Source organism: Streptomyces sp. NBC_01439 (genome assembly GCF_036227605.1).
Lineage (GTDB): Bacteria > Actinomycetota > Actinomycetes > Streptomycetales > Streptomycetaceae > Streptomyces.
The window spans coordinates 6889561-6907557 of the sequence record NZ_CP109487.1 but is presented as its reverse complement, the minus strand read 5'-3'; the positions used below and the strand labels follow the sequence as shown (position 1 = coordinate 6907557).

At 72.6% G+C, this 17997-nt stretch carries 22 protein-coding genes; 12 read left to right on the top strand and 10 right to left on the bottom strand.

Translation table 11 applies throughout. The features are described 5' to 3' along the window. The first annotated feature begins 13 nt into the window (after positions 1–13). The 5 genes from OG207_RS31350 to OG207_RS31330 are packed head-to-tail and all read left to right on the top strand — an operon-like array spanning position 14 to position 4470. Positions 14–763, top strand: a complete 750-nt coding sequence (locus tag OG207_RS31350; protein ID WP_329103050.1) for an enoyl-CoA hydratase family protein — start codon at positions 14–16, stop codon at positions 761–763. Then, positions 760–1632 carry a CoA transferase subunit A gene (locus tag OG207_RS31345; RefSeq protein WP_329103048.1) on the top strand — a complete coding sequence of 291 codons (873 nt, stop codon included), beginning with the start codon at positions 760–762 and terminating at the stop codon, positions 1630–1632. The genes OG207_RS31350 and OG207_RS31345 overlap by 4 nt, the downstream gene beginning before the upstream one ends. Next, complete coding sequence (locus OG207_RS31340; protein WP_443072768.1) at positions 1629–2411, top strand: CoA-transferase subunit beta; 783 nt, start codon at positions 1629–1631, stop codon at positions 2409–2411. Before OG207_RS31345 ends, OG207_RS31340 begins: the two co-directional genes overlap by 4 nt. Before the next feature lie 4 nt (positions 2412–2415). Next, entirely contained in the window at positions 2416–3498 is a 1083-nt protein-coding gene (locus OG207_RS31335; protein ID WP_329103046.1) for an NAD(P)H-dependent flavin oxidoreductase, read from the top strand. Positions 3499–3528: 30 nt separating this feature from the next. Further along, entirely contained in the window at positions 3529–4470 is a 942-nt protein-coding gene (locus tag OG207_RS31330) for a tyrosine-protein phosphatase (protein WP_329103044.1), read from the top strand. A gap of 97 nt (positions 4471–4567) precedes the next feature. On the opposite strand, the gene OG207_RS31325 is transcribed toward OG207_RS31330, so the two are convergent. From OG207_RS31325 to OG207_RS31300, 6 genes are all read right to left on the bottom strand, one after another. Then, entirely contained in the window at positions 4568–6250 is a 1683-nt protein-coding gene (locus tag OG207_RS31325) for a DEAD/DEAH box helicase (protein WP_329103042.1), read from the bottom strand. 101 nt (positions 6251–6351) lie between these two features. Further along, positions 6352–6555: a cold-shock protein gene (locus OG207_RS31320; RefSeq protein ID WP_030010141.1), complete on the bottom strand. Its 204-nt coding sequence runs from the start codon at positions 6553–6555 to the stop codon at positions 6352–6354. A 459-nt stretch (positions 6556–7014) separates the two neighbouring features. After that, the gene (locus OG207_RS31315) at positions 7015–8172 is read right to left on the bottom strand and encodes an acetyl-CoA C-acetyltransferase (protein ID WP_329103040.1); all 1158 of its coding nucleotides are present in this window, start codon (positions 8170–8172) and stop codon (positions 7015–7017) included. Positions 8173–8199: 27 nt separating this feature from the next. Further along, positions 8200–8817, bottom strand: coding sequence for a TetR/AcrR family transcriptional regulator (locus OG207_RS31310; RefSeq protein WP_266602807.1), 618 nt, complete (start codon positions 8815–8817; stop codon positions 8200–8202). 47 nt (positions 8818–8864) lie between these two features. After that, positions 8865–9644, bottom strand: coding sequence for an SDR family oxidoreductase (locus OG207_RS31305; RefSeq protein ID WP_329103037.1), 780 nt, complete (start codon positions 9642–9644; stop codon positions 8865–8867). Beyond that, positions 9641–9805 (bottom strand): hypothetical protein, encoded by a 165-nt coding sequence (locus tag OG207_RS31300; protein ID WP_329108310.1) that lies wholly within the window; start codon positions 9803–9805, stop codon positions 9641–9643. Before OG207_RS31300 ends, OG207_RS31305 begins: the two co-directional genes overlap by 4 nt. A gap of 63 nt (positions 9806–9868) precedes the next feature. Here OG207_RS31300 and OG207_RS31295 point away from each other — a divergent pair, with 63 nt between their 5' ends. From OG207_RS31295 to OG207_RS31285, 3 genes are read left to right on the top strand one after another with little or no spacing between them, the layout of a single operon-like run. Then, on the top strand, positions 9869–10039 hold the full coding sequence (locus OG207_RS31295) for a hypothetical protein (protein WP_443072767.1): 171 nt from the start codon (positions 9869–9871) through the stop codon (positions 10037–10039). Then, positions 10039–11184 (top strand): acyl-CoA dehydrogenase family protein, encoded by a 1146-nt coding sequence (locus OG207_RS31290; protein ID WP_329103035.1) that lies wholly within the window; start codon positions 10039–10041, stop codon positions 11182–11184. Before OG207_RS31295 ends, OG207_RS31290 begins: the two co-directional genes overlap by 1 nt. Then, positions 11184–12188 carry an acyl-CoA dehydrogenase family protein gene (locus OG207_RS31285; RefSeq protein WP_329103032.1) on the top strand — a complete coding sequence of 335 codons (1005 nt, stop codon included), beginning with the start codon at positions 11184–11186 and terminating at the stop codon, positions 12186–12188. Before OG207_RS31290 ends, OG207_RS31285 begins: the two co-directional genes overlap by 1 nt. On the opposite strand, the gene OG207_RS31280 is transcribed toward OG207_RS31285, so the two are convergent. Beyond that, positions 12169–12894: a class I SAM-dependent methyltransferase gene (locus OG207_RS31280; protein ID WP_329103030.1), complete on the bottom strand. Its 726-nt coding sequence runs from the start codon at positions 12892–12894 to the stop codon at positions 12169–12171. The genes OG207_RS31285 and OG207_RS31280 overlap by 20 nt on opposite strands. A 212-nt stretch (positions 12895–13106) precedes the next feature. Here OG207_RS31280 and OG207_RS31275 point away from each other — a divergent pair, with 212 nt between their 5' ends. Further along, the gene (locus OG207_RS31275) at positions 13107–13523 is read left to right on the top strand and encodes an SMI1/KNR4 family protein (RefSeq protein ID WP_329103028.1); all 417 of its coding nucleotides are present in this window, start codon (positions 13107–13109) and stop codon (positions 13521–13523) included. Between the two features lie 23 nt (positions 13524–13546). Here OG207_RS31275 and OG207_RS31270 read toward each other — a convergent pair whose 3' ends face one another. From OG207_RS31270 to OG207_RS31260, 3 genes are read right to left on the bottom strand one after another with little or no spacing between them, the layout of a single operon-like run. Beyond that, a complete protein-coding gene (locus OG207_RS31270; protein ID WP_329103026.1) occupies positions 13547–14095 on the bottom strand; it encodes a hypothetical protein in 549 nt (182 codons plus the stop codon). Positions 14096–14102: 7 nt separating this feature from the next. After that, positions 14103–15050: an alpha/beta hydrolase gene (locus OG207_RS31265; protein ID WP_329103024.1), complete on the bottom strand. Its 948-nt coding sequence runs from the start codon at positions 15048–15050 to the stop codon at positions 14103–14105. Further along, complete coding sequence (locus tag OG207_RS31260; RefSeq protein ID WP_329103023.1) at positions 15047–15778, bottom strand: SDR family NAD(P)-dependent oxidoreductase; 732 nt, start codon at positions 15776–15778, stop codon at positions 15047–15049. Before OG207_RS31260 ends, OG207_RS31265 begins: the two co-directional genes overlap by 4 nt. A 118-nt stretch (positions 15779–15896) precedes the next feature. Here OG207_RS31260 and OG207_RS31255 point away from each other — a divergent pair, with 118 nt between their 5' ends. The 3 genes from OG207_RS31255 (at position 15897) to OG207_RS31245 (ending at position 17891) form a co-directional block, all read left to right on the top strand. Next, complete coding sequence (locus tag OG207_RS31255) at positions 15897–16481, top strand: PadR family transcriptional regulator (protein ID WP_329103021.1); 585 nt, start codon at positions 15897–15899, stop codon at positions 16479–16481. A gap of 139 nt (positions 16482–16620) precedes the next feature. Beyond that, the gene (locus OG207_RS31250) at positions 16621–17349 is read left to right on the top strand and encodes a VWA domain-containing protein (RefSeq protein WP_329103018.1); all 729 of its coding nucleotides are present in this window, start codon (positions 16621–16623) and stop codon (positions 17347–17349) included. A 35-nt stretch (positions 17350–17384) separates the two neighbouring features. Further along, positions 17385–17891 (top strand): pyridoxamine 5'-phosphate oxidase family protein, encoded by a 507-nt coding sequence (locus tag OG207_RS31245; RefSeq protein WP_329103015.1) that lies wholly within the window; start codon positions 17385–17387, stop codon positions 17889–17891. Positions 17892–17997: the final 106 nt, after the last annotated feature.

The window sequence follows — 17997 nt, the reverse complement described above, 5'->3', positions numbered from 1 at the left end:
AGCTGATCCGCTCATGGGTGTCTCCACCTCAAGCCCCGACAAGGGCATCGCACTCGTCACAGTCGACTTCCCACCCGTCAACGCGCTCCCGGTGCAGGGCTGGTACGAACTCGCCGACGCCCTGCGGGCGGCCGGCCGCGACCCCGAGGTCCGGTGCGTCGTCCTCGCCGCCGAGGGCCGCGGCTTCAACGCCGGCGTCGACATCAAGGAGATGCAGCGCGACAGCGGACACGCCGCGCTCGTCGGCGCCAACCGGGGCTGCTACGAGGCCTTCGCCGCCGTGTACGAGTGCGAGGTGCCGGTCGTCGCGGCCGTGCACGGGTTCTGCCTGGGCGGCGGCATCGGGCTCGTCGGCAACGCCGACGCGATCGTCGCCTCCGAGGACGCCACCTTCGGGCTGCCCGAACTGGACCGGGGTGCGCTCGGCGCCGCCACCCACCTGGCGCGGCTGGTCCCGCAGCACCTGATGCGCGCGCTGTACTACACCTCGCGCACCGCGACCGCCGCCGAACTGCACGCCCACGGCTCGGTTTGGAAGGTGGTCCCGCGCGCGGAGCTGCGCGCCGCCGCCCTGGAGCTGGCCGCCGAGATCGCGAAGAAGGACGGCCATCTGATCCGGCTCGCCAAGGCGGCCATCAACGGGATCGACCCCGTGGACGTGCGCCGCAGCTACCGCTTCGAGCAGGGCTTCACCTTCGAGGCCAACCTCAGCGGGGTGGCCGACCGGGTCCGCGACACCTTCGGGAAGGGAGAACGCGCATGACCGGCAGGACGGACAGGACGGACAAGACCCTGTCGCCCGAGGAGGTGGTCGGGCAGCTGCACAGCGGGATGACCATCGGCATCGGCGGCTGGGGGTCCCGGCGCAAACCCATGGCCCTGGTGCGGGCACTGCTCCGGTCCGAGATCACCGATCTCACCGTGATCTCGTACGGTGGCCCCGACGTCGGCCTGCTGGCCGCCGCCGGCCGGATCCGCAAGCTGGTCGCCCCCTTCGTCACCCTCGACTCCGTCCCGCTGGAGCCCCACTTCCGGGCCGCCCGCGAGCGCGCCGCCTTCACCCTCACCGAGCTCGACGAGGCCATGTTCATGTGGGGCCTGCACGCCGCCGCCAACCGGCTCCCCTTCCTCCCCGTCCGCGCGGGCCTCGGCTCCGACGTCATGCGGGTCAACCCGGAGCTGCGCACGGTCACCTCCCCCTACGACGACGGCGAGGAGCTCGTCGCCGTCCCCGCCCTGCGCATGGACGCGGCCCTGGTGCACCTCAACCGCGCCGACCGCCTCGGCAACGCCCAGTACCTGGGCCCCGACCCGTACTTCGACGACCTCTTCTGCGAGGCCGCCGACGCCGCCTACGTCTCCTGCGAGCACCTCGTCGAGACCGCCGAGCTCACCAAGGCCGGCCCCCCGCAATCCCTCCTCGTCAGCCGGCACTCCGTGACCGGGGTCGTGGAGACCCCGAACGGCGCGCACTTCACCTCCTGCGTCCCCGACTACGACCGCGACGAGCCCTTCCAGAAGCTCTACGCGACCACCCCCTGGCCCGAGTTCTCGGCGCGCTTCCTCTCCGGGGCGGGCGAGCACGACTACCAGTCCGCCGTACGGACCTGGCACGAGGAGCAGCAGCCGTGACCACGACACCGGCCAGCACACCGGCCAGCACACCGGCCAGCACACCGACCACCGCGACCGTCACGCGCGCCGAGTACTGCGTGATCGCCTGCGCCGAGGCCTGGCGCGACAACGGCGAGGTGCTCGCCAGCCCGATGGGCCTGATCCCTTCCTTCGGGGCCCGGCTCGCGAAGCGGACCTTCTCCCCCGACCTGCTGCTGACCGACGGCGAGGCGCTGCTCGTCGGGCTGGACGGCACGGCCGAGGGTTGGCTCCCGTACCGGCGCCACCTGACCATGGTCACCGGTGGCCGGCGGCACGTGATGATGGGCGCCAGCCAGATCGACCGCTTCGGCAACCAGAACATCTCCTGCATCGGCGACTGGGAGCGGCCGGCGCGCCAGCTCCTCGGGGTGCGCGGTGCTCCCGTCAACACCCTGAACAATCCGGTGAGCTATTGGATCCCCAAGCACTCCACCCGGGTCTTCGTCGAGCGCGTGGACATGGTCAGCGGCGTCGGTTACGACCGCGCGGAGGCGGCGGGAGTGACCCGCTTCCACCACCTTCCCCGGGTGGTCAGTGATCTCGGCGTCTTCGACTTCGGCGGCCCCTGCCACGCGATGCGGCTGGTCTCCGTGCACCCCGGGGTCACCGTCGGGGAGGTCCGGGCGGCCACCGGGTTCGAGCTGACCGTCGCCGAGGAGGTCCCGTACACGCGGGAGCCGACCCCCGACGAGCTGCGGCTGATCCGCGAGGTGATCGACCCCGCGGGGCTGCGCGACCGCGAAGTGCGGGGCTGATCCGATGGAGACGGCCTTCACCGCGCTGGTCGGCGTCGAACACCCCGTCGTGCAGACGGGCATGGGCTGGGTCGCCGGACCCCGCCTGGTGTCGGGCGCGGCCAACGCGGGGGCACTGGGCATCCTGGCCTCGGCCACGATGACGCTGGACCAGCTGCGTTCGGCGGTCCGCGAGGTCACGTCCCGCATCCCGGACGGGACCCCCTTCGGGGTCAATCTGCGGGCCGACGCCACAGACGCGGCCGAGCGCGCCCAACTGATCATCGACGAGGGGGTGCGGGTCGCCTCGTTCGCGTTGGCGCCCTCCAAGGAGCTGATCGGGCGGCTCAAGGACGCGGGCGTGGTCGTCATCCCGTCGATCGGGGCCCGGCGGCACGCCGAGAAGGTGGCCGCGTGGGGCGCCGACGCGGTGATCGTGCAGGGCGGCGAGGGCGGCGGTCACACGGGTGACGTGGCCACGACGGTGCTGTTGCCGCAGGTCGTGGACGCCGTGGACATCCCGGTGATCGCGGCCGGCGGCTTCAGCGACGGGCGCGGCCTGGTCGCGGCGCTGTCGTACGGGGCCGCGGGCATCGCCATGGGCACCCGGTTCCTGCTGACCTCCGACTCCACCGTTCCGGACGTCGTGAAGGCCGAGTACCTGAAGGCCACGGTCAAGGACGTCACCGTCACCACGGCCGTCGACGGGTTGCCGCACCGCATGCTCCGTACGGAGCTGGTCGATGCCCTGGAACGGGCGGGCCGTACCCGGGCGCTGGTCCGGGCGGTGCGGCACGCGGCCGCCTTCCGGAAGCTGTCCGGGCTGAGCTGGCCGCAGATGGTCCGCGACGGCCTCGCGATGAAACACGGCAAGGACCTGTCCTGGAGCCAGGTCCTGCTCGCCGCGAACACCCCGATGCTCCTCAAGGCGTCCATGGTCGAGGGCCGTACGGACCTCGGCGTCATGGCATCGGGCCAGGTCGCGGGGGTGATCGACGATCTTCCGTCCTGTGCGGAGCTCGTATCCCGCGTCATGGCCGAAGCACAACAGGCACTGGAATCACTCGAAGCACTGCACTCGCTCCGCACCCTGCCACCACCAGGGTGATCCCCCTTCTCCGTCACAGGAGTCGCCCCCATGAGCCGTGCCCGCATCCGCCTGGTGACCGCGGCGACCGCCGCCGCCCTCGCCGTCGGAACCCTGCCCGCCGCCGCGTACGCGTCGGCGGCGCCCGGAGCCGGGGTCAGTGCCCGGCACCACCAGCACCACCTGCAGCAGCAGGCCGAAACGATTCGCCAGATCCCCCTCCAGGGCGCCGTCAACCTCCGGGACATCGGCGGCTACCGCTCGTGGACCGGCGGCCAGGTCCGCCAGGGACTGGTCTACCGCTCCGACGCACTGAGCAAGCTGACCGACGCCGACGTCACCACCGTCTCCGGTCTCGGCCTCACGAAGGTCGTCGATTTCCGCATCCCGATGGAGCTCCAGTACGACGGCGCCGACCGGCTGCCCACCGGGCTCTCCCCCACTTCGCGCCCCGTCAGTGACCTCGGCCTCTACGGAACCCTCGTCGGCGCGATCGGCAGCGGCGATCCCGTCGTCCAGGAGCAGATGCTCGGCGGTGGCCGAGCCGAGGCCTACATGCGCGACATCTACCGCACCTTCGTGAGCAGCCCCGAGAACCGGGCGCAGTTCGCGGCGACCCTGCGGGAGATCGCCGACGGCCGGCAGGGCCCGGTCCTGTACCACTGCACGTCCGGCAAGGACCGGACCGGCTGGATGAGTTACGTCCTGCTGCGCGCCCTCGCCGTCCCCGAGGACACCGCGGAGCGCGACTACCTGGCTTCGAACGCCTTCCGCGCCGCCTACGACGCCCGGGTGCGGGCGGGCCTCAAGCAGTCGGGCCGGATGCAGAACCCGGACCTGCTGATCCCGCTCCAGGAGGTCCGCCAGGACTACCTGGACTCGGCCACGGCGCAACTGGAAGCGGACTACGGGAGCTTCTACGGCTACCTGACCCAGGGCCTCGGCCTGGATCTGCGGACGCTGGCGAAGCTCCAGGACAAGATGGTCCGCTGACGGAGGCGGGGCGGGCAGAGCGAACGGGGCGGGGCGGGACAGCACTACGCCGGGCAGTGCGTGAAGCACTGCCCGGCGTAGTGGTCACCGTGTGCGGTCAGACCGACCGGCGGCGGCCCTGGCCGCCCGTTCCGACGCGGCTGCGCGCCGAGGCCGCGGCCGCACCGCCGGAGGGGGCACCGCCACCGGTGCGCCGGCTGCGCTCGCCGGAGCCACCGGCCGCCGCGCCGCCCTGGCCGCCGCGCCGGGCCTGGCCCGAACCGGAGGCCGCCGGGGCCTGCCCGGAGGCGCCCCCACCGGAACGACGGCCGCGACCGCCGGCCGCCGGAGCGCCGCCCGTGGCGGAACCGGTGCGCGGACCGCCGCCCGAGCGGCGGCGCGAGCCGGAGCCCGAACCGGAGCCGGTGCGCGGCTTGGGCGCGGTCGGCTGCGGAACCTCCAGCACGACCGGGATGCCCGAGGGCTCCTTGGCGCCGGTCAGCCGGGCCAGTTCCTCGTCGGAGGACTTGATCTGCGCGGTGCGCGGGGAGATACCGGCGTCCGACATCAGACGGCTCATGTCCCGCTTCTGGTCGGGGAGGACCAGGGTGACCACGCTGCCGGACTCGCCGGCACGGGCGGTACGGCCGCCGCGGTGCAGGTAGTCCTTGTGGTCGGTGGGCGGGTCCACGTTGACGACGAGGTCGAGGTCGTCGATGTGGATGCCGCGCGCCGCGACGTTCGTGGCGACCAGCGCGGTGACCTCGCCCGTCTTGAACCAGTCGAGGGTGCGATTGCGCTGCGGCTGGGAGCGGCCGCCGTGCAGGCCGGAGGCGCGCACGCCGTCGGCGAGGAGCTTCTTGACCATGCGGTCGACCCCGCGCTTGGTGTCGACGAACATGATCACCCGGCCGTCGCGAGCGGCTATGCGCGTCGCCACGGCCTTCTTGTCGGTCTCGTCCATGACGTACAGGACGTGGTGCTCCATGGTGGTAACCGCACCGGCCGACGGGTCGACGGAGTGGCCGACCGGGTCGGTCAGGAACATCTTGACGAGCTTGTCGATGTTCTTGTCCAGCGTCGCCGAGAACAGCATCCGCTGGCCGCCGGGCTCGACCTGCTTGAGCAGCGCCGTGACCTGCGGCATGAAGCCCATGTCGGTCATTTGGTCGGCCTCGTCGAGGACGGTGATGGAGACCTGCGAGAGGTCGGCGTCACCGCGGTCGATGAGGTCCTTCAGGCGGCCGGGGGTGGCGACGAGCACCTCGGCGCCGCGGCGCAGGGCGCCCGACTGCCGGTTGATCGACATGCCACCGACGACGGTCGCGATGCGCAGGTTGACGGCCGTGGCGTACGGGGCCAGGGCGTCGGTGACCTGCTGCGCGAGCTCACGGGTCGGTACGAGGACCAGCGCGAGCGGTGCCTTCGGCTGCGCGCGGCGGCCGGCGGTACGGGCCAGCAGGGCCAGGCCGAAGGCCAGCGTCTTGCCGGAGCCGGTGCGGCCGCGGCCGAGCAGGTCACGGCCGGCGAGGGAGTTCGGGAGCGTCGCCGCCTGGATCGGGAACGGCTCCGTGACACCCTGGGCGGCGAGGGTCTTCAGCAGCGCCTCGGGCATGTCCATGTCGCCGAACGACTCGACCGGCGGCAGCGCCGGGGCGATCGGCTCGGGCATGGTGAATTCCTGGGGCCGGGCGACGGGCGCGGACTTCTGCCGTCCCGCGCCAGACTTCGGACGCCCCTGGGCCGCACCTCGACCCCGGGTGGGGCGGCGGCTGGGTCGTGCGGAGCTGGAGCTGGTCATGCGAGAAAGCCCTCCTGAAACCGGCAGGTAAAACAAAGGTCGAAACAGCAGACAAGCCGGGGCCCGCACCTCGCGGTGCGGACCCCGGCATGCTGAAGAACTTAGGCGGGGATGATGTTCTCCGCCTGGGGGCCCTTCTGGCCCTGGGTGACGTCGAAGGACACGCGCTGGCCCTCCTGGAGCTCACGGAAGCCCTGGGTGGCGATGTTCGAGTAGTGGGCGAAGACGTCCGGGCCGCCACCGTCCTGCTCGATGAAGCCGAAGCCCTTTTCCGAGTTGAACCACTTCACGGTGCCAAGTGCCATTTTAAATCTCCTGAATAGGCGGCAAAGGGCCCCATCCGGAGATTCCGGCAAAACAATAAAAGCGCCTGCGGAGCATTCCCGTCAGGCGCACATAAAGTTCATGGGTACCACAACTGCAACGAGCTCTAAGCTAGCACACCTCGCTGCGGGGAGTCCCGGGGCGAGGAGTGTGACCTGCGCCCTCCACCCCGCCGACCTGCGGTGTACCGACGGGCCCGGCGGGGCGGTCAGCGGGCCGGAGCCCCCGTCCCCCTTGGGTCGTGGCCGCTCCCGGGCCCTCCGTACACCCGCCCCGGCCCGCCGGGCCGTCTCCGCCCTCGGCGAAAAGATTCACCCCTACGGGTCGGGCCGAGCCGGCGGGTGAGGGCGCGGTCACGGCCGGCGCGAACCGCGTGGACGCCGTGCGGTTCGAGGTGGAGGGCAAGCCCGCCATGCGGGACGAGGCCCGGCGCCGGGCGGCTACAGCCGCTCGATGATCGTCACGTTGGCCTGGCCGCCGCCCTCGCACATCGTCTGGAGGCCGAAGCGGCCGCCGGTGCGTTCCAGTTCGTGCAGGAGGGTGGTCATCAGCTTCACCCCGGTCGCCCCCAGCGGGTGGCCGAGCGCGATCGCGCCGCCGTTGACGTTGACCCGCTCCGGGTCGGCCCCGGTCTCCTTCAGCCAGGCCAACACCACCGGGGCGAACGCCTCGTTGATCTCCACGAGGTCGATGTCGGCCAGCGACATGCCGGTCTTCTTCAACGCGTACGCCGTGGCGGGGATCGGCGCGGACAGCATGCGGATGGGGTCCTCGCCCCGTACGGAGAGGTGGTGGATGCGGGCGCGCGGCCGCAGGCCGTGTTCCCGTACCGCCCGCTCGGAGGCGATCAGCATGGCCGCCGCCCCGTCCGAGACCTGGGAGGAGACGGCCGCCGTGATGGTGCCGCCCTCGACCACCGGCTTCAGGGTGGCCATCTTCTCCAGGGTGGTGTCCCGGCGCGGGCCCTCGTCCACGCGCACCTCCCCGTACGCCACCGTCTCGCGCGCGAAGCGGCCCTCGTCGATGGCCCGGACCGCCCGCCGGTGGGAGCGCAGGGCGAACTCCTCCATGTCCTGCCGGGAGATCCCCCACTTCTGCGCGATCAGCTGGGCGCCGTGGAACTGGTTCACCGGGGCGTCCCCGTACCGGGCCCGCCAGCCCGCCGAGCCCGCGTAGGGCCCCTCGGTGAGGCCGAGCGGCTCCGCCGCCTGCCGCGAGGCGAAGGCGATCGGGATCATCGACATGTTCTGGGTGCCGCCCGCGACCACCAGGTCCTGGGTGCCGGACAGGACGCCCTGCGCCGCGAAGTGCACGGCCTGCTGCGAGGACCCGCACTGGCGGTCGACGGTGACCCCGGGCACCTCCTCGGGCAGGCCGGCCGCCAGCCAGGCCGTCCGGGCGATGTCCCCGGCCTGCGGCCCCACCGTGTCGAGGCAGCCGAACACCACGTCCTCCACGGCGGCCGGGTCCACCCCGGACCGCTCGATCAGTGCCTTCAGGACGTGTGCGCCGAGGTCGGCCGGGTGGACGGTGGACAGGCCGCCGTTCCGCCGTCCCACGGGGGTGCGTACCGCATCGACTACGTAGGCCTCGGGCATCGGGTCTCCTCAGACGGTCGGGTCGGTTCAGGTGGGGCGCAGTGCGATCCCGTCCAGCACCATCGACAGGTACTGGCGGGCGATCTCCTCGGGGCTGTGCTGGCCGCCCGGCCGGTACCAGGAGGCCGCCACCCACACCGTGTCGCGCACGAAGCGGTAGGTGAGGCGGATGTCGAGGTCGGCGCGGAAGACCTTGGCCGCGACCCCTCGCTCCAGGGTGCCGAGCCAGGCCTTCTCGAACTTCTGCTGCGAGTCGGAGAGGTAGTGGAAGCGGGGCTGTGCGGAGAGGGTGCGGGACTCCTTCTGGTAGATGGCGACGGCGGCGCGGTGCCGGTCGATCTCCCGGAAGGACTCGGTGACGAGGGCCTCGATGGTCTGCCTGGGGTCGAGACCTGCGGCGAGGACGGTGTCGTAGCCGTCCCACAGCTCGGTCAGGAAGGCCGAGAGGATCTCGTCGAGCATCGATTCCTTGGAATCGAAGTGGTAGTAGAGGCTGCCGGCGAGCATGCCGGCGGCGTCGGCGATCTTGCGTACGGTGGTGGCGTTGTAGCCCTGCGCGGCGAAGACCTCAGCGGCGGTGTCGAGGAGTTCACGACGCCGTTCGGGGGAGGCCGTCACCTGCGGCTTCTTCTTGGTCGTCGGCACTGTCGGCTTGTTCGTTGGCACGCGCCCATTCTCGGCCAAGACACCCCTTAGGCGTGCTGGCTGCTGACGGAGACCGTCTCGCCGGTCATGTAGGACGAGTAGGCGCTGGCCAGGAAGACGATGACGTTGGCGACCTCCCAGGGTTCGGCGTACCGGCCGAAGGCCTCGCGGGCGGTGAGTTCGGTCAGGAGTTCCTCGCTGGTGACCTTCACCAGGTGCGGGTGCATGGCCAGGCTCGGGGCGACCGCGTTGACGCGCACGCCGAACTCCGCGGCCTCCAGGGCCGCACAGCGGGTCAGGGCCATCACCCCCGCCTTGGCGGCGGCGTAGTGGGCCTGGCCGGTCTGGGCGCGCCAGCCGATGACGGAGGCGTTGTTGACGATCACTCCGCCGCCGGAGGACTTGAGTGCGCGCAGGGCGGCGCGGGTGCAGCGGAAGGTTCCGTTCAGGGTGACGTCGAGGACGCGGGACCACTGGGTGTCGGTCATGTCGACGAGGGCGGCGGTGCCGCCGAGGCCGGCGTTGTTCACCACGATGTCGAGGCGGCCGTGCGTGTGCTCGGCGAGCGCGAAGAGGGCCTGGACCTGGCCCTCGTCGGTCACGTCGCAGGGCAGGGAAGTGACGCGGTCCGCGCCGAACTCGGCCGCGAGCGCCTCCTCGGTCTCCTTCAGGCGGCGCGCGTGGGCGTCGCCGATGACGATGCGGGCGCCCTCCTCCAGGAGGCGGCGGGCGGTGGCTCCGCCGATCCCGGCCCCGGCGGCGGCGGTGACGACGGCGGTGCGGTCCTTCAACAGTCCGTGCCCGGCGACGTAGTCGGGGGTGGTCACGCCCGTACCTCCCTGGGAAGGCCGAGGATCCGCTCGGCGATGGGGGTGCGCTGGATCTCGTCCGAGCCCGCGCAGCCGGTGTCGGCGCGGGAGAGCTCGCCGGTGAGGTGGACCCGTAGCCGTCCCCGGACCTCGGTGTTGAACTCCTCGACGCTGCTCATGGCCGTACGTTAACCTACCAAACACTTGTTAGGGAAGCGTCGCTCGTGAAGGATGGGCGCCGCATGCCCGGCGACCGGCGGGCCGTCAACCGGGCCGAGGACCTCCAGGGCCCGCACGCCGGCGTGGACTCGGCGTTCGGCCTGCACCACCTGGCGCACGCGCACCACGCGGAGACGGCGGCGGACCCGCTCGGCGGCGTGGACACAGCCGCCCCGAAGGAGGCGAACACCTGATGGAACTCGCGCACACGGCGGACGTGGAGGCCTTCCGGGCCGAGGCCCGCGCCTGGCTCCGCGCCCGTGTCCCGGCCCGGCCCCTGCCCTCCCTGGAGACGGCCGAGGGCTTCGCGGCGCACCGGGAGTGGGAGGCGCTCCTGCACGCGGACCGCTGGTCGGTGGTCTCGTGGCCCGAGGAGTACGGGGGCCGGGGCGTGGACATCGTCAAGTGGCTGGTCTTCGAGGAGGAGTACTGGGCCGCGGGCGCGCCCGGCCGGGTCTCGCAGAACGGCATCAACCTCCTCGCCCCCACCCTCTTCGACCACGCGAGCCCGCAGCAGCGGGCGCGGGTGCTGCCGTCGATGGCGAGCGGCGAGGTGATCTGGGCGCAGGCCTGGTCGGAACCCGAGTCGGGGTCCGACCTGGCCTCGCTGACGTCGCGGGCGGTCCGCACGGAGGGCGGCTGGCTGCTGACCGGGCAGAAGACCTGGTCCTCGCGGGCGGCCTTCGCGGACCGCGCCTTCGGGATCTTCCGCACCGACCCGGACGCCCCCAAACCCCACCAGGGGCTGACGTACCTGATGTTCGACCTGCGGGCGCCGGGGGTGACGGTGCGGCCCATCGGCCGGCTCGACGGCAAGCCCGCCTTCGCGGAGCTCTTCCTGGACCGGGTCTTCGTACCGGACGAGGACGTGATCGGGGAGCCGGGGCAGGGCTGGCGGATCGCCATGTCGACGACCGGCAACGAGCGCGGGCTGACCCTGCGCTCCCCCGGCCGTTTCCTGGCCGCGGCGGACCGGCTGGTCGGGCTGTGGCGCGCGCACGGGGACCCGTCCGACACCGCGCTGCGCGACCGGGTCGCGGACGCGGTGGTGGGGGCGCGCGCGTACGAGCTGTTCACCTGGGCGAACGCCTCGCGCTTCGCTGCGGGCGCCGCGATCGGCGCCGAGTCCAGCCTGAACAAGGTGTTCTGGTCGCAGTACGACATCGCCCTGCACGAGACGGCGCTGGACCTGTTGGGCGCGGACGCGGAGCTCGCGGACGGCGAGTGGGCCGAGCCGTGGGTCTTCTCCCTGGCCGGGCCGATCTACGCCGGGACGAACGAGATCCAGCGCGACATCATCGCCGAGCGGCTGCTCGGTCTTCCGAAGGGCCGCCGCTGATGCGCTTCCTGCCGACCGACGAGCAGTCGGACTTCGCCCGTACGCTGCGCTCCCTGCTGGGCGCGGCCGAGGTCCCGGCGGCGGTACGGGCCTGGGCGGCGGGCGATGCCGTGCCCGGTCGGGCCCTGTGGTCGCGGCTCGCGGGGACGGGTCTGTTCGCGCTGGCCGTCCCGGAGGCGTACGAGGGGGCGGGCCTGCTCCCGCTGGAGCTGTCCCTCGGTTTCGTGGAGCTGGGCCGGGCCGGGGTGCCGGGGCCGGTGGTGGAGAGCGCCGCGGTGTCGGTGCTGCTGGCGGAGCTGGCGGACGGGGCGCTCGCCGAGCGGTTCCTGCCGGGGCTGGCCCGGGGCGAGACCTCGGCCACGCTGACCCTGCCGGGCGGGAGCCCCTACGCGCTGGACGCGGACGCGGCGACGTACTGCTTCACGGTGTCGCGGGCGGGCGAACTTCGGTTGCTGGGCGGTGCGCGCGAACCGGTCCGGTCGACGGACCCCGCACGCCGGCTGTCCCTCCCGCCGGCCGGCCCGGGCGGCGGGGGCGAACTGCTGGCGGCGGGCCCGGCGGTGGTCCGGGCGGCCGGGGCGGCGGGGCGCTGGGCCCGGCTGCTGACGGCCGCCCAGTGCCTGGGCGTCGGCGAGGCACTGCTGGCCAGGACAGTGGAGTACGCGAAGCAGCGCACGCAGTTCAAGGCGCCGATAGGCGCCTTCCAGGCGGTGAAGCACCGGCTGGCGGACACGCTGCTCGACCTGGAGTTCGCCCGCCCGCTGGTGTGGGCGGCGGCGCTGTCGCCGGGCCCGGGCGAGGTGGCGGCGGCGAAGCTGGCGGCCGGCGAGGCGTCCTACCGGGCGGCCATGACGGCCCTCCAGTTCCACGGTGCGGTGGGCTACACCGAGGAGCTGGACCTGTCCCTGTGGCTGCGCAAGGCCCGCCCCTTGCGGGACGCCTGGGGAACGCCGTCGGCCTGCCGGGCCGAGGTCTTGCGGTCCCTCACACCACCGCGACGCTGAGTTTCACGACGTACTGCTCCTCGACGGTGCCGTCCGGGAAGAGCGGGGCCAGCAGCTTGCGCTCCCCCTCGAAGTACTCGCGGGTGCGGGCCTCGCCGAGGACCAGGAAGGCGGAGTGGCTGGCGAGGTTGGCGAGGTGGTCGTCCAGCGTGATGCGGCGGGTCCACGTCACCGACCGGCTGGTGAAATCGCCGAGCCCTTCGGGCAGGGTGCGGTGGGTCTCCCCCTTGACCTCGAAGAAGACCCGGAGCCGCTCCTCCTGTTCGGCGATCCACGGGACGGTGGCGTCCGCGTCGTTCCACCAGATCGCGAGCGCGCCGCCGGGCCGCAGCACCCGGCGGGCCTCGGGCACGGAGCGGGCCGGGTCGGTCCAGTGCCAGGCCTGGGCGTAGGTGAGCAGGTCGAACGCGCCGGTGGCCAGCGGCAGCCGGTCCCCGTCGCCGCGCACGATCGGGATCCCGGGGTGCGTGCGGCGGAACTCGGCGGCCATTCCGTCCCCGGGCTCCACGGCGAGGACCTCGGCCCCGCGCTCGTGCAGGAGCGCGGTGGCGATCCCGGTCCCGGCCCCCACGTCGGCCACCCGGGCACCGGCGAGCGGCCGCCCGGTGAGGGACTCGACGGCGTCCAAGAGGGCCGGTGGGTAGCTGGGGCGGTGGGCCGCGTACGAAGCGGCCGCCGCGTCGAAGGAACGGGCACGTGTGGTCATGCGTCCATTGTTTTCGATCACACAATCGGTAACAAGATCGAGGTACTTGCACCATGGGAAGGACGACGACCTGCATGACCGCCGTGACCGCCGTGACCGCGTGCGCGGCGGCGGTACTGCTCACCGGCCGCGGGGGCGCGAAGGGCTGCTCCTACACGATCAAGTAGGCGCGGAACCGATGCGGCCTTGGAGGACGAATGTGGCGTGAGCTCGTGGAACAGTACGGAGATGTCGGGCTGGGAAGCCCCGCGTCCGAGCGGGAGCTGCGCGACCTGGAGATCCGGTTGGGGCAGCCGCTTCCGATGCCCCTGCGAGGACTGCTCCTGGAATGCGACGGGATCCTCGACGAGGACGGAACGGACGTCGTCTGGAGCGCTGCGCGCATCGGCCTGAGCAACACGGAATTCCGGACCAGGGAAGACTTCGGAGCTCTGTACATGCCCTTCGGTGCGCTGATGTTCTTCGGCGACAACGGCGGAGGGGACCAGTTCGCGTTCGTGCGTACCCCTCAGCGCTCCGATGTCTTCGTCTGGGACCACGAGAACGACAGTCGCACCTGGGTGGCAGCCAATCTGGAGGGATACCTCCACCGTGCGCTTTCCCACCCCGGCGAGGATTGGTACCGCTGATCACCGGAGCCGCGGGCACGGCACTAGGTGCGGGGACGCAGGGAGAGCCGGCCGACGAGGATCGTCTGGAGGAGGAGCAGGGCCCCGGTGGCGGCCGCCGGCCACAGGGGGCGGTCCGGGCGGGTGCCCACGGCCCAGGCCGGGCCGTCGGGGTCCACCGTCACGGTGAGCCGGGCGCCGACCGGGAGGTCCTGCTCCACCTGGCCGGGCAGGTCCCGGCCGGCCTCCGTGCGCAGCCGTAGCGCGGGGACCGAGGTCGAGCCGTCCCCTGCCGCGGTCCGTTCGGCGACGACCGCCCGTTCCTCGCGGCCGCGTTCGTGGAGGGCGTGCCGGTCCCAGGTGGTCCCGCCGGCCACGGCGATGCCGACGGCGAGGAGTGCGACCGAGGTGCGGGCGACGAACTCCGCGCCGGTGCCGTGCGGAACCGCCGCGCCGACGACGAAGACGGCCAGCAGGACCGGGATCCAGGCTCCCCCGGGTCCGCGGAGCAGCCAGATCGCACCCAACTCCACTGCCAGAAGGAGGCAGTTGCGCAAGGTCGCGCCCGGCAGTCTCCGTATCAGTTCAGCCATGGACACATCATGCCTGGGGGGTCGACCCCGCCCTTCCCGCCCCCGCCACCCAGGCCGCGGCCGCCCGCAGCGCGGTGGCGCCCGCCGGCAGCGGCAGGCCCAGGAAGCCGTGGAAGACCCCCGGGTGGAGCTGGAGCGTGCAGTCGACGCCGGCCGCCGCCAGCCGGCGGGCGTACGCGAGGCCCTCGTCGCGCAGCACGTCGCAGTCGGCGAGGACGATCAGGGCGGGCGGCAGGCCCGACAGGTCGGGGGCGCGCAACGGCGAGACGTGCGGGTGCTCCGGGTCGCCGCCGTAGCTGTCCCAGTACCAGGCCATGTGGGCGGCGGTGTGGAAGTAGCCCTCCGCGTACGTCTCCACGGAGGCGGAGTCCATCCGGGCATCGAGCGGTGGGTAGAACAGCACCTGTCCGGCTACGAGTTCGGGCGCGCGCAGGGCCGTCACGGCCGCGAGGTTGCCGCCGCTGGAGTCCCCCGCCAGCACCACCCGGCCGGGGTCGCAGCCGAGCGCGCGGGCCCGCGCCCGCGCCCAGAGCAGGACGGTCAGCGCATCGTCCGGCGCCGCCGGCCAGGGGTGTTCCGGGGCCAGCCGGTAGTCCGCCGAGACGGCCACCGCGCCCGCGGCCGCGGCCAGGGCGCGGCACGTCGCGTCGTGGCTGTCCAGGCCGCACATCACCCAGCCGCCGCCGTGCAGGAAGACGACCAGGGGGCGGTCGGAGCGGCCGGGCGCGGGGTCGTAGACGCGGACCGGGACCCCGCCCGCGTGCGTGTCGGACACCGAGGCCACGGCCGGGCCCGTACGTCCGGACCCGGCCCCGAACGCCCCGGACGCCCCGGACGCCGCGGCCGCACGGAGGGCGCGGAGGTCGCCCGGTCCCGGGAAGCCGGCGGTCATCGCGTCGCACAGCCGCCTGGCCTGGGGTGAGAGGGGATCGGGTGTACGGAGGTGGTCGCTCACGCCGTCGTCATCCCCCCGTCCACGGTGAACTCGCTGCCCGTCACGTACGAGGACGCGTCCGAGCAGAGGAAGAGGACCAGCTCCCCGACCTCCTCCGGGCGGCCGATGCGCCCCAGCGGTACGTGCGACCAGTCCCGGCCCGCCACCGCCCCGGCCACCATCGGGGTGTCGACGGCGCCCGGGTGCACCGAGTTGACCCGGATCCGGTCCCCGGCGAGGTCGAGCGCCGCCGACCGGGTCAGTCCGCGCAGCCCGAACTTGGTGGATCCGTAGGCGGCGTGGCCCGGTATTCCGACCAGTCCGGCGGTGGAGGAGATGTTGACGATCGAACCGCCCCCGCCCGCCCGCAGCACCGGCGCGACCGCCTGGATGCCGAGGAACGGGCCGAGCAGGTTGACCCGCAGGAGCGCTTCGAAGTCCTCCAGCCGTTGCCGTTCCACGTGGGCGGTGCGCCACAGGGCCGCGTTGTTGACCAGCGCCGAGACCGTCCCGAAGGCGCGGACCGACCGCTGCATCACGCTCGCCCAGCTCGCCGCGTCGGCCACGTCGTGGCGGACGTACAGCCCTTGGTCGCCGAGTTCGGCGGCCACCGCCCGGCCCTCGTCCTCCCGTACATCGGTGACGACGACCCGGGCCCCCGCCCGCGCGCACAGCCGGGCCTCGGCGGCGCCCTGGCCGCGCCCGGCGCCGGTGATCACGACGACCTTTCCGTCGAGCTGCTCCCCCACGGCTCAGCACGCTCCGTCCGCCCGGCATTTCGCATCGCCATTTCGAATAGGAATACTTCTAGCAGTCATGTCTTGCAGGGGGAAGGGTGCCGTACGGACCGGTCGTAGACTGCGCTGCGTGGCAGACGAGACGAACAAGCGCGCTCTCCCCGCGACCAGTTGGGCAGTGCTCGGACTGCTCTCCTTCGGAGAGGAGCTCTCCGGTTACGACCTGAAGAAGTGGTCGGACCGGTCGCTGCGGTTCTTCTACTGGAGCCCGTCGTTCAGTCAGATCTACAGCGAGCTCAAGCGCCTGGAGAGGGCGGGCTACGCGTCCTCGCGGATGGTCGCGCAGGACACCGGGACGCGCGACAAGCGGGTCTACCGGATCACGGACGAGGGCATGACGGCCGTACGGGAATGGGTCCGCGAGGCCCCAGTCGACCCGCCCGTCCTCAAGCACGGGCCGATGCTGCGCCTGTGGTTGGGTCACCTGCTGGAGCCGGAGCAGATGCGCGAAGTCCTCGTCCAGCAGCAGGAGTTCGCGGAGGGCATGCGCCGTCGCGCGATGGCCGACGCGGAGGGCTCGAAGGACGAGAGCGCCTGGGCGTACCCGACGCTCACCCTCAAGTGGGCCGAACGCTACTACGCCTCCGAGCGCGACCTCGCGGCGCGCATGCTCGAAGACATCAACGAGCTCGAAGGGCGCGGCAAGCTGCCGTAGGAGCGTCGGAAGGGGACCGGGAACGGCCGGCCTACTTCGACCGCTCGGCGCGCCGACCGCGCACCGGGCGCGACTGGCGGCCGACCTCGGTTTCACCGCGGCGGGCCGACGGGCCCGCGCGCTGCCGTACGCTCGCCCCATGACGGGCAGTGCGATCAGCCTCCGCAAGATGGAGGAGACGGCTCCGGCACTGGTGAGCCTCTACAAGAGCGCCGGGGTCTCCCTGCGCAAGTACGGCATGGAGGGCGGGCGCGCCGCGGTCTACCTGGTCCTGGACTACTCCGGGTCGATGAAGCCGTACTACGCGGACGGCAGCGTGCAGGCCCTCGCCGACCGGGTGCTGGGCCTCTCCGCGCACCTGGACGACGACGCCCGCGTGCCGGTGGTCTTCTTCTCCACCGAGGTCGACGCGGTGGAGGAGATCTCCCTGGCCGGGCACGAGGGCCGGGTCACCGAGATCGCCTCCCGGCTGGGCCACATGGGCAAGACGGCCTACCACGCGGCGATGGACGCGGTCATCGACCACTACCTGGACTCGGGGTCGACGGCCCCCGCCCTGGTCGTCTTCCAGACCGACGGCGGGCCGATCAACAAGCTCGCGGCCGAGCGGTACCTGTGCAAGGCGGCCCGGCTGCCGCTCTTCTGGCAGTTCGTCGGCTTCGGCAACACCCGCAGCACGCAGTTCGACTTCCTGCGCCGGCTGGACGAGCTGCCCGTCCCGGCGCAGCGGGCCGTGGACAACGCGGGCTACTTCCACGCGGGAGCGGACCCGCGCGCGGTACCGGACGACGAACTGTACGACCGCCTTGTCGGCGAGTTCCCGGCCTGGCTGGCGGCGGCGCGCGGTGCGGGCATCGTGCGCGCCTGACCTGCGCCCGCCGGTGCCCACGCTTTGATGGACGCATGACGCATACCAGCTGGGCAGTCTTCGAGAAGGCGGAACCGGAGTTCGCTGCGGCCGTCCAGGCCCGCTTCGCGCAGTACCCCCACCACGTCCTGGCCACCCTCCGCAAGGACGGCTCGCCCCGGGCGACCGGGCTGAACGTCGACATCCGGGGCGGGGAACTGTGGCTCGGCATGATGTTCGGCTCGATGAAGGCCAGGGACCTCCAGCACGACCCGCGCTTCGCCCTCCACACCAACCCGGGCGCGGGCGAGGAGATGCCCTACGGGGACGTACGGATCTCCGGGCGCGCGGTGGAGCTCGTGGACCCGCCCGAACTGCACCGGTACGCGGAAGAGACCGAGACCCCGCACCCGTTCCACCTCTTCCACGCCGATCTGACGGAGGTGGTCCACGTCCGCGTGCAGGGCGAGGAGCTGGTGGTCCGGTCGTGGACCCCGGAGCACGGCCTGCGCACCCTGCGCCGGGGCGACGACGACGAACCGCCGCGCGAGGACACCGACTGACGGGGTCGGGCCCGGCGCGCGGGGGCGAGTAGGGTCGAGGGGGGCGGCCGAAGCCAGTTGCGTTGGCTTCGGCCGCCCCTTCCTCCTCGTCCCGTGCCTCCTCGTC